General features: G+C 34.0%; 13 protein-coding genes and 1 pseudogene. 5 read left to right on the top strand and 9 right to left on the bottom strand.

The features are described from left to right. Positions 1-300: 300 nt before the first annotated feature. From OZD63_RS02065 to trmD, 5 genes are read right to left on the bottom strand one after another with little or no spacing between them, the layout of a single operon-like run. Positions 301-1,098, bottom strand: coding sequence for a phosphoribosylformylglycinamidine synthase subunit PurQ (locus tag OZD63_RS02065; protein WP_182321048.1), 798 nt, complete (start codon positions 1,096-1,098; stop codon positions 301-303). 6 nt (positions 1,099-1,104) lie between these two features. Then, positions 1,105-2,355 carry a phosphate ABC transporter permease PstA gene (pstA, locus tag OZD63_RS02060; RefSeq protein ID WP_274980104.1) on the bottom strand — a complete coding sequence of 417 codons (1,251 nt, stop codon included), beginning with the start codon at positions 2,353-2,355 and terminating at the stop codon, positions 1,105-1,107. Continuing rightward, the gene (locus OZD63_RS02055; RefSeq protein ID WP_275007997.1) at positions 2,356-2,619 is read right to left on the bottom strand and encodes a hypothetical protein; all 264 of its coding nucleotides are present in this window, start codon (positions 2,617-2,619) and stop codon (positions 2,356-2,358) included. A 15-nt stretch (positions 2,620-2,634) separates the two neighbouring features. Beyond that, positions 2,635-3,012, bottom strand: coding sequence for a 50S ribosomal protein L19 (gene rplS, locus OZD63_RS02050; protein ID WP_274980106.1), 378 nt, complete (start codon positions 3,010-3,012; stop codon positions 2,635-2,637). After that, the gene (trmD, locus tag OZD63_RS02045) at positions 2,996-3,706 is read right to left on the bottom strand and encodes a tRNA (guanosine(37)-N1)-methyltransferase TrmD (RefSeq protein WP_275007995.1); all 711 of its coding nucleotides are present in this window, start codon (positions 3,704-3,706) and stop codon (positions 2,996-2,998) included. The genes rplS and trmD overlap by 17 nt, the downstream gene beginning before the upstream one ends. Positions 3,707-3,780: 74 nt before the next feature. On the opposite strand from trmD, the gene purC reads away from it, so the two are divergent. Continuing rightward, a complete protein-coding gene (gene purC / locus OZD63_RS02040; protein WP_275007993.1) occupies positions 3,781-4,503 on the top strand; it encodes a phosphoribosylaminoimidazolesuccinocarboxamide synthase in 723 nt (240 codons plus the stop codon). Here purC and purM read toward each other — a convergent pair. Continuing rightward, positions 4,500-5,537, bottom strand: coding sequence for a phosphoribosylformylglycinamidine cyclo-ligase (purM, locus tag OZD63_RS02035; protein ID WP_274980108.1), 1,038 nt, complete (start codon positions 5,535-5,537; stop codon positions 4,500-4,502). The genes purC and purM overlap by 4 nt on opposite strands. Positions 5,538-5,670: 133 nt before the next feature. On the opposite strand from purM, the gene OZD63_RS02030 reads away from it, so the two are divergent. Continuing rightward, a complete protein-coding gene (locus tag OZD63_RS02030) occupies positions 5,671-5,964 on the top strand; it encodes a hypothetical protein (protein ID WP_006280049.1) in 294 nt (97 codons plus the stop codon). Beyond that, complete coding sequence (locus OZD63_RS02025) at positions 5,949-6,323, top strand: histidine phosphotransferase family protein (protein WP_338062913.1); 375 nt, start codon at positions 5,949-5,951, stop codon at positions 6,321-6,323. Before OZD63_RS02030 ends, OZD63_RS02025 begins: the two co-directional genes overlap by 16 nt. A 66-nt stretch (positions 6,324-6,389) precedes the next feature. On the opposite strand, the gene OZD63_RS02020 is transcribed toward OZD63_RS02025, so the two are convergent. Continuing rightward, on the bottom strand, positions 6,390-7,208 hold the full coding sequence (locus OZD63_RS02020; RefSeq protein WP_007549273.1) for a transporter associated domain-containing protein: 819 nt from the start codon (positions 7,206-7,208) through the stop codon (positions 6,390-6,392). A 402-nt stretch (positions 7,209-7,610) separates the two neighbouring features. Here OZD63_RS02020 and hemE point away from each other — a divergent pair, with 402 nt between their 5' ends. Both hemE and OZD63_RS02010 read left to right on the top strand, forming a co-directional pair. Continuing rightward, entirely contained in the window at positions 7,611-8,627 is a 1,017-nt protein-coding gene (gene hemE / locus OZD63_RS02015; RefSeq protein ID WP_275007990.1) for a uroporphyrinogen decarboxylase, read from the top strand. Positions 8,628-8,696: 69 nt separating this feature from the next. Continuing rightward, positions 8,697-9,890 carry a pyridoxal phosphate-dependent aminotransferase gene (locus tag OZD63_RS02010; protein ID WP_182321058.1) on the top strand — a complete coding sequence of 398 codons (1,194 nt, stop codon included), beginning with the start codon at positions 8,697-8,699 and terminating at the stop codon, positions 9,888-9,890. A 45-nt stretch (positions 9,891-9,935) separates the two neighbouring features. On the opposite strand, the pseudogene OZD63_RS02005 reads toward OZD63_RS02010, so the two are convergent. Together OZD63_RS02005 and OZD63_RS02000 are read right to left on the bottom strand one after the other, a co-directional pair. After that, positions 9,936-10,214: pseudogene (locus OZD63_RS02005) on the bottom strand (hypothetical protein); the annotation flags it as partial. Positions 10,215-10,223: 9 nt separating this feature from the next. Next, positions 10,224-10,303: hypothetical protein (locus tag OZD63_RS02000; protein WP_275007935.1), on the bottom strand; the 80-nt coding region annotated here is incomplete at its 5' end.

Raw genomic sequence — 10,303 nt, 5'->3', positions numbered from 1 at the left:
TAGCTAGTTATTCACTATCCATTTTTTAAATCGGCGTTTTTTGATGTTTTAAATGCTTTATAAGCGCATTCCAGCTCATATTAGGTAAAAACCTAGAAATTTTATAAAGACATAAGATGCACATAGTGCAAAAAATTAAACATGGGACGCCAGATACGTGAGTCTTTTTGTCGTTTAATCTGCACAGAGAAGATAAATAAATAGCTTCAGTTTCATGATAAGGGGGTTGGCGAAGGATGTCAAGTAAGTTTTTTGCAATATCAGGGGATAATTTCGACCATAAATCCCTATCAATAAATTTTAACAAAAATACTTTAGTGCATTTTCAAATATAAGCATTCCATCGCCATATTTTGGCACAGCAACACCTAAACGCTTGCTCTTTTCTTTTTCAAGGGGCCAATTATCTTGCTGGGTAAAAAATATTCCCCTTTCTGGATGGGGCATTAAAGCTAGCACTCTTCCACTTTTATCTGATAAAGCTGCTAGGTCGTATGTAGATCCATTCGGATTGTAAGGAAATTGTAGGTTAGCATAGTTGCCATTTTTATCAATGTAACGTAATGCGGTGGAATTGCTCTCAATCAATTGGTTCAAAATATCTTGATCCATAAAAAATTTGCCTTCCCCATGAGCAATAGGGAGATATAGTTCACTCAGGCCCCGTAGCCAAACAGAATTACTCTTTGAATTAACTCTCACTCTAATCCAACGGCATTGATAATTGCCTATATCATTATGGATTAAAGCTAGACTAGAGAATTCTGGAATTAATTTTACTAATATCTGACAACCATTACATATTCCTATAATCAGCTTGTCCTGAGATAAAAACTCTTGAAACTCATCCAACAAGTTGTTTTTAATACGTAAAGCAAACGCATTACCAGCACCAGTGTCATCACCATAGGAAAAACCCCCTGGAATTGCAAGTATATTGCTTAATTTCAGTTCACCTGGATTATCTATGATATCGTTAATGTGAACGATTTTTACTTCAATATTACCAATACCAAGTTTTCCGCTGCATTCCATAAATGCAAATGCAGTTTCTTTTTCGCAATTTAAGCCATAACCAGATAGGACTGTGATTTTCATGAATTGCTAAAAATTAAAAAATTCGAATTTCCTTTTTACAAAATTTGCTACTAAATTTAACGCAAATAACACCAATAATAAAGCTATAATTGCGATAGCAGCAAGTTCAACAAATGCAATTTCAGGATTGCTTGACCATATGTATATTTGCACAGGTAGAACAGTCGCCGGATCGAAAAAGGACGTAGGTGTATCAGCAATAAATGCCACCATACCCATCATAAGTAAAGGAGAAGATTCACCTAAAATCCTTGCAATTGCAAGCACAGTACCATGTATTATTCTTGGTAACGCAATCGGTAAAGAGTGATCTAATATCACCTTGATGTGAGGTGCACCGAGCGCAAACGCTGCATCTTTTATCGTAATAGGAACATTCGCAAAGGCATTTTTTGTTGCAATTATAATATTAGGTAACATCATAAATGAAAGAGTCATTCCACCAACAAGTGGTGAAGAGCGTGGTAGCCCAAATATGCCAAGATAGAGAGTTAAGCCCACTACACCAAATATTATTGAAGGCACTGCAGCAAGATTATTCATGCTAATTTCTACAATATTAGTCATTAGCCTATTTTTAGGCATAAATTCGTAAAGACAGATGCCCGACATAATTCCTATTGGTAATGCTAATGCTAGGCACACTATAATTGTCATTAATGAACCGATAAATGCCCCTAAAATCCCTGCATTCTCAGGTTCACGAGAGTCAGATTTAAGGAATAAAGACTTATTAAAAAATTTTTTCACTCTCCTCTTTTCTTTTAGCCAATCAAGTAATTTAGCATAACGATCATTCAAATGTTTATCTTTATTTATTGAATTAATTATACTTGACGCGGTAAACCAGATCTCATATTCACCACCATCTTTTACTTTCTTACGAAAAAATTTCTCTAGTTCTTTGTAAGAATTACGACTTAAAATTTCGTCACCGTCTTTAAAATCAGTTCCTCCAAACACCTTACGTAAAGAATCGTTGAGTAAGCCAATGGACTTATACCGCAAATCACTAGGATTACTCGCCAAAGCAAGATCAGCATTTATTTCAACTGGCAATAAAATTTTCGTTACTGTTAAGGCACTGTAAGAGTTAACTAATATACTCAACAATATACACACAGGACAGCCAAGTGAGATAACTAGTGCCGTGAAAGAACAAAAGCGTAGCGCTCTGTTCTTTTTATTTTTCCTTTTTATACGAGCATGTACACGCCTTGACTGAAGTAATTTAAGGAATTTTTTCTTTATACTCATTTACTTTTCTTTACACGAGGATTTGAAAAAACTTTCCCCTTTTTTGTCATGCAAGTAGCTGACACTGGGATCCAGCAGGCTTTGCCTGCAAATAATTCTTACATTTTCCATGAAAGCACAAACCAAAAGGAGAATAATGAATGCTGGATCCCAGTGTCGGAGCATTGGGATGACACCACAGCGGGAGGCAAACACAATGTTCGTACAGTTGTGTGTCACGCACTGGGATGACAAGAGAGAGTTCTGAGATGACACAATTGACATCACTCCCTATTGTATCTACTTAGATTTCTTTTTAACATAAGTAGTACGCTCTTTGATCCTTGCAGCTTTTCCAAATAGTTTGCACAGATAATACAGTTTTGCTCTACGAACCTTTCCTTTTCTTGCCACTTGCACTGAAACCAGTGCAGGAGAATAAACAAAAAACTGAGACACTATACTTTCTCCATGGCTCACTTTTCTGACTGCAAAAGAAGAATGTAACCCGCGGTTCCTTTTTGATATACATACACCTTCAAATATCTGTATACGTTCACTTGTACCGTCAACTACTTTAAAAGTGACCTTCAAATCATCGCCAGGACGAAATTCTGGTATTTCTTTAGCTAACACTTGCATTTGCTGTTCGTTAAATTTTTTAAGTAAATTTGTCATTTATCTCTCCATTCAATAATTCAGGCCTACGCTTTTTTGTTATAACATGAGACTGCTTCTGCCTCCAATCACTTATTTTTTTGTGATTGCCAGACAACAAAACCTCAGGTACCTTATATCCCTTCCACTGCTCAGGTCTAGTATATTGAGGATATTCAAGTACACCACCACCATAATTAAAACTTTCTTCAGTAATACTATCGGCATTATTTACTACACCTGGAAGAAGTCTAATGCATGCATCAAGAACCACCATTGCAGCTGGCTCACCTCCTGAAAGTGTATAATCTCCAATACTTAACTCATAAGGAGTATACGCATCAATTATCCTTTGGTCAATACCTTCAAATCGACCACACAATATTGTTATATGAGGAAACTCTAATAATTCTCTGGCAATATTCTGATTAAACTTAGTTCCAGATGGAGTCATGTAAATAAACTTAGTGTTTTTATGAACAGAGAGCATACTATCTACTGCATCACCAACTACATCAGAACGCATAACCATTCCTGCTCCACCTCCATATGGAACATCATCCACAGTTGAATGTTTATCTTTCGCAAAAGAACGAATATTTACTACTTCAAGGTTCCATATTTTTTTTTCTAACGCTTTTCCGGCAAGAGAATAGTTCAAAAACCCGGGAAACATTTCTGGAAATATGGTTAATACTGTAACATTGAATGCCATTAAGGTTTATTTTAAGTTATTTGGGGCTATACTCTAAGAACAGTAAATTGATATAATATATAGTTAAATTAAGCATGTCACTGAATAAAACGATATACGAAGGTAAAGCGAAAGCCATTATTGAAACTGAAGACTCATCAACTGTTATACAGCACTTTAAAGATGATGTTACAGCATTCAATAAGGAAAAATATGAAATTATTGAGAGCAAAGGAATAATTAATAATCATGTTAGTGCTTTTATCATGGAAAAGCTTGAGAAAGCAGGAATTAGCACACACTTTATAAAAACTCTGAATGAAAGAGAGCAGCTAGTCAAAAAACTCAAAATCATACCTCTTGAAGTAGTAGTGAGGAATGTTGCAGCTGGCAGCTTTTGCAAACGTTTTAATATCAAAGAAGGTGAGAGGCTTGCATCTCCTATAATCGAGTTTTTTTACAAAAATGATGACCTAGCCGACCCAATGGTAAATGAAAATCACATACTGTATTTTGATTGGCTATCTAGCAAAGAAATGGATGAAGTTAAAACTACAACTTTAAAAATCAACGAAATATTAGTTCACCTATTTTCAAATGCAAGTATATATTTAGTTGATCTCAAGTTAGAATTTGGCAGATTAATAAGTGACAGTACTAAAATCGTTTTAGCTGATGAAATTAGCCCTGATAACTGCAGATTATGGGATAAAAATACTTATAAAAAGCTAGATAAAGATGTCTTTCGTTTGAATTTAGGAGATTTAAAGGAAGCATACCTAGAAGTTGCAAAAAGACTGTCAGTAAAGTTAGGTTAACTAAATACTACTCTATCAAGTGGAGGGTTACATGCCTCATCAAGTTTTCCAATAATTTCAATTTTTTCTCCACGTTTTTGGAAATGATTTTTCACGTTTTGCATATTCTCAGAACTTACGATCAATACCATACCAATACCACAATTAAATGTTTTTAGCATTTCTTTCTTCTCTATTTTGCCCTCCTTTGTTAGCCATAAAAATATATCTGGCCATTTCCAGGAATTAATGTCTATGTTTGCAAATAAGTTTTTTGGAAGAATTCGCGGAATATTGTCTACCAAACCACCACCCGTGATGTGCGCAATACCTTTTACTTGTGACATGATAGGCAGCAAAGAATCAACATATATTTTTGTTGGTTCAAGTAGTATTTCACTCCAAGATTTATTATTCCATAGAGATGTATCGTTATAATTTATACCTAAGCTTTTGAAAACATGGCGCACTAAAGAAAACCCATTTGAGTGAATTCCACTTGACTCTAAGCCAACTATATAATCACCTGCTTTCATCATACTACAGTTTGGAAGAATTTGCTTTCGATCAACTACACCAACCACAAACCCTGCAAGGTCATAGTGATTATTACCATACATTCCAGGCATTTCTGCAGTTTCCCCACCAACCAATGCTACTTTAGCTTGCTTGCACCCCTCTGCAATGCCCTTAACCACAAATAATAAAACATCTTTGGTCAAAACGCCTGTTGCAAAGTAATCAAGGAAAAACAAAGGCGTTGCTCCTTGTGCAAGTAAGTCATTTACACACATTGCAACTAAATCTATACCTATAGTATCATGTTTATTCACTTCTTGAGCTATCAACAGTTTCGTACCTACTCCATCAGTTGAGGAAACGAGTACTGGATGGTCATACTTCTTACTTAGTGCAGCAAAATCAAATAACGCAGAAAATGAACCTATTTCGCTGATTACTTCTTCTCTAGTAGTTTCCTGAGCAATAGGCTTGACTTCTTTTATTAACTTATTATATAGTTCAATATCTATTCCTGATCTGGTATAAGTATTCATAATCCTTTTATAAATTTTAAAATTGTTAATACTATGTTAATGCCTTAATATAAAAAGTGCAACGAAACTTCCTCTTAATTGACTATTATATACTTACCAATATAGGGTAACTTAAATCATTTATAACTATCCAATGAACGAAAATACCAAAAACATACTGTTAATAACGGAACTGCTATCAGGACGGCTGCTTCATGACTTTGCTAACTCTATGAATGGAATAACGTTTGGCGTAGAAGAGCTTGAAGTAATAGATAAGAATGATGCTGATGCGCAGAAGGAAGCGTTGTTGTTTCTTAAAGAAAGCTCCGATGATTTAATATATAAACATAAAGTTATGAAGCAGGCATATTCTTCTTCAATGGACAATTATAGCTTTGATAAGACCAAATCTAATATCGAAAATTATTTATTAAAAAAAAAGTAAAGCTTACGTGGAAAATAGACGCATACTCTGCAAAAAATAAGGAAGATTTAATTGAAAAGATAAATAAGATAATTTCCAATATGGTGCTAACTATAGCCAGTGCAGTGGCGGAAGTTGAACTAATATCTGTTTTACTGAGTCAAACAGAAGATAAAATGCTATTAACTATAAAAATTCTAAATGAACACAAACCAATAAGCAAATCATTAGTAGACAAATTAATCAAAAAAAATGACACTAATTTAAATACAAAAGATATTAATATCTATATGACCTCTTTATTATTAGAGTACTATAACACTGAAATGCATTATACTTGCGAAAATAATTTGCTGGAAATAGGTTTAACTATAACTTGAGTTGCGTATTTGGTTATTACAACTTTTTCTTCGTGTCAAGGCATTCCCCGACAAGGGGTACCAAATCTAATTTTTGTAATCACTTAAGTCTAGTACTATTTTATTAATGTAGCGCTCATTTGCATCTTTGATGATAAACTTCATACCATTTTTATATTTAATGACTTCATCTACAGAAGGCACTTTACCAGCAATCGAAAGAATCAAACCACCAAGTGTAACATAGTCTTCTTCAGGGTCACGTAATTCTATTTTTAGATCCTCTTCTATATCTTTTATAAGAGCCCTTGCTGACACTTCAAACTTATTTTGAGACAACTCAGTAATGGTATATTCTGAATTTATTTCGTTTTCACTATCAATGTTTGGTATTAGTTCCTCTATAAGATCAGTCATTGAAATTAAACCATCAGTTCCACCATATTCATCCAATACGATAGCTAAGCATGATTTAGAAGAGTTCATCCTAACAAAAAGATTAGTTGTCTTCATCGAGGGTGGAACAAATATTACGCTTTGTATAATATGTTTCAGATTAAAATTTTTATCCCTATTAAAAATAACATCTTTTACATAAAAAAAGCCTATTACGTTATCAAAGTTATTTTTATAAATTGGTATTTTAGTGTGGCAAGTGTTTTTTATCTTCTTTATTATTTCACGCTCGCTTGACTCAATGTCTACTGCGCATATCTCTGTACGTGGAGTCATTATATCCATTATACCACAATCGCGGAATTTTAATAGACCATTAAATATATTAAGGTCTGGCAGATCTTTCATTAATGCCTCAGTCGCACACTTTTTCAACACAGAAGCTTTTTTGAAAAGGAAGAGAAAAATTCTATATGCTATTTTTTCTACTAAGGTTCTTTTTTTACTCAATTTATTCCCTGTAATGGCAAAAACGTTTTCAGATTAGATTTATCAAGAAAACTGTTATTAAATGTTTAATAAGCATGTGAATAATGTCAAATTAATTTGTGAATTATTTGTTGATATAAAATACCAACAATTGATCAACAACTTTTTCAACAACATATACATAGTTGTGTAACAATGCATGATGGTAAAGTATTTTCCATAAAAGAAAATTACTAACACTCTAAACACCTTACTTATACACATAAATCATAACAGAAAATCAATAATATGCGAAAGTTACTCACATATTTATCCACAAGTTGAACAACGCCAATTTTTACTGAATTTTAAGTTAGTAACAGGTTATTGATAGAACTATTATTATTGCTATACTTTAATATACGAAAGAATAAATAGAATAGATTGGAAAGCGGCAAAACAACAATAGCGAAAATTATTAAGAGAAATGAGCCGGGTGGAAGAGTCCCTATCTGGCTAATGCGTCAGGCTGGCAGGTCTCTTCCTGAGTACCGCAAAGCAATAGAAAATATGAATAATTTTATGGAGATATGCTACAACACAGATTTAGTGACAGAATTGACGTTACAGCCGGTGACAAGATTTGACATGGATGCGGCGATAATTTTTTCAGACATTTTAATAATAGCTGATGTTTTGGGTTGTGACGTGAATTTCGTACGCGGTGTAGGTCCAATAATAAAACCCGTGGAAAGTCCTAAGGAATTGAAGGGTCCGCAAGAAATTGAAACTAAAACCTTACCAATTCTAAACGCTATAAAAAAAGTCAGAAGCCAATTACCAAAAGAAAAATCTCTCATAGGATTTGCTGGTGGACCATGGACAGTAGCCTCATACATCATAGAAGGTAGGAGCAGCAAAACTTTTTCCAAAGTATTAAGTTTTTATTCTTCGTGTTTGAAGGAAATGATTGAACGAATAACGGAAGTAACGATTATTTATCTAATTAAACAGATAGAATTTGGAGCAGATGTTATTCAGCTATTTGACAGTAATGCTGGCGCGTTATCGGAACCATTGTTTAAAGAATATGTTATCGAACCAACAAAGAGAATTATCTTGGCAATAAGGGATAGATTTTCTGATTTTCCAATAATAGGTTTTCCAAGTTCTGCTGGAAATCTTTATAAAGATTACTGCGAACAAACAGGTGTATCTGCAGTAAGTATAGATTATAATGTTCCAATAAAATGGGCGAAAGCGAATCTAAACATCCCTCTACAAGGAAACCTTGATCCTAATCTTTTAGCCTATAATAAAACGGAAGCAATCAAAGAAGCAAAACGTATAATGGATTGCTTTAGAGATTTACCCTTCATATTTAATCTCGGACATGGAGTACTCCCTGATACTCCAGTTGAAAATATTGCTGCGTTGGTAAACCTGGTAAAAAGCTACTAATACAATACACAAAATTCCTAGCTTTTTTGTTGTACGGGGTTTATCATTTAAATTTAGCTTCAGTAAAATATGTCAGACCTTGCAAAAAGAATGTTCCTAATAAAACCATCACCTACGATTGCTGTAACTGATAAGGCAAATAAGTTGAAAAATGAAGGAAAAAAGATCTGTGTTTTAGCTGCAGGAGAACCGGATTTTGATACTCCAGATCATATAAAAAAAGCAGCTATTCAAGCAATAAGTGAAGGTAAGACTAAATATACTGCTGTTGATGGAACGCGTGAGCTGAAAGAAGCAATAATTAATAAGTTAAGAAAGGATAATAACCTCGAGTACACGCTTAACCAAATCTGTGTTGGTACAGGTGCTAAGCAGGTGTTATTCAATTTGTTCATGGCAACAATTAACTCTGGAGATGAAGTTATTATTCCAGCTCCTTATTGGGTTTCATATGTTGATATGGTAAGTCTTTTTGGCGGCTTGCCAGTTGTAGTAGAATGCAAACAAAATTTTAAACTGACAGCGGAATTATTGAAAAGCAGGATAACTAAAAAAACTAAATGGTTAATTCTTAACTCACCGAACAACCCTGCAGGAGCTATGTACACATGTGATGAATTGAAAGACATAGCACAAATATTGCTTGAATATCCACATATGAATGTCGTTACAGATGATATTTATGAGCATATAATATACGACGAAAAGTTTTTTACTATCGCTCAGGTTGAGCCGAAGCTTTATGATAGAGTTTTTGTAGTCAATGGAGTATCAAAAGCCTATGCAATGACAGGCTGGAGAATAGGGTATATTGCAGGTAGAAGTGATGTGGTAAAAGCTATCTCTACGCTGCAGTCTCAAAGCACTTCTAATCCAAATTCGATAGCACAAGCAGCAGCAGCAGCAGCATTAAACGGTGATCATAGTTTTTTGAAAGAAAGAACAAGGATTTTTAAGAGTCGTAGAGATTTTATGGTGAAAGAGCTAAATTCTGCCCCGGGATTATCAGCGTCTGTTCCACAAGGTGCGTTTTATTTATTTGTCTCATGTGAAGGATTGCTCAGTAAAAGCACAAAAAGTGGTAAGATAATAAATAATGATTTAGATTTTACTGAATACTTACTGGGAGATCATTTGGTTGCTGTGGTTCCAGGAATTGCATTTGGTCTAGAAAATTTTATCAGAATTTCTTATGCAACCTCTCAGGAACAATTAGAAATTGGATGTGATAGTATTACTAAAGCGTGCCAGGAGTTAAAATGAAATAGACTATCCATAAGTTGTATATTTTGCCATACTTCGCCAAGGTTATTTTGAATGTTCTAACTTGTGTTTTTCTATGGAAGGCATTTTTATTGATTGAGCAAGTGTCTTTCTAATATTGAATTCCTCATTTTTTTCATTTTGTTGCAGTAAGTTAATGTTATTTATTTTATTTACTAAATCTTTCCCCTTTTCCAGAGTCTTTAAATCACTTTCGTTAATGTGATGTTCATTGTAAAATTCTGCAACAATTTCTTTTCTTTTCGGATAAGTATTTAAAAATTCCGACACCTGATGTTTAGCAACAGCTTGAATAAATTTCTGAGAACCTGTTTAAAATCTTCGTAATAGGAGAGAAATGAAGGAAAGGACAATCATTTGCAAGCTGGTGTTGAGTTTACGTTCGCAATTTT

Origin of the sequence: Wolbachia endosymbiont of Drosophila leontia, assembly GCF_028981785.1 — a bacterium.
Classification (GTDB): Bacteria; Pseudomonadota; Alphaproteobacteria; order Rickettsiales; family Anaplasmataceae; genus Wolbachia; species Wolbachia pipientis.
Note: the sequence above shows the minus strand (reverse complement) of the source record. Positions and strands in the feature narration are given on the sequence as shown.

Excerpts from the sequence above, each read along its gene's own strand:
- OZD63_RS02065 (WP_182321048.1), bottom strand. The coding sequence starts at position 1,098 with ATGAAAATCACAGTCCTATCTGGTTATGGCTTAAATTGCGAAAAAGAA.
- pstA (WP_274980104.1), bottom strand. The coding sequence starts at position 2,355 with ATGAGTATAAAGAAAAAATTCCTTAAATTACTTCAGTCAAGGCGTGTA.
- OZD63_RS02055 (WP_275007997.1), bottom strand. The coding sequence starts at position 2,619 with ATGTCAATTGTGTCATCTCAGAACTCTCTCTTGTCATCCCAGTGCGTG.
- rplS (WP_274980106.1), bottom strand. The coding sequence starts at position 3,012 with ATGACAAATTTACTTAAAAAATTTAACGAACAGCAAATGCAAGTGTTA.
- trmD (WP_275007995.1), bottom strand. The coding sequence starts at position 3,706 with ATGGCATTCAATGTTACAGTATTAACCATATTTCCAGAAATGTTTCCC.
- purC (WP_275007993.1), top strand. The coding sequence starts at position 3,781 with ATGTCACTGAATAAAACGATATACGAAGGTAAAGCGAAAGCCATTATT.
- purM (WP_274980108.1), bottom strand. The coding sequence starts at position 5,537 with ATGAATACTTATACCAGATCAGGAATAGATATTGAACTATATAATAAG.
- OZD63_RS02030 (WP_006280049.1), top strand. The coding sequence starts at position 5,671 with ATGAACGAAAATACCAAAAACATACTGTTAATAACGGAACTGCTATCA.
- OZD63_RS02010 (WP_182321058.1), top strand. The coding sequence starts at position 8,697 with ATGTCAGACCTTGCAAAAAGAATGTTCCTAATAAAACCATCACCTACG.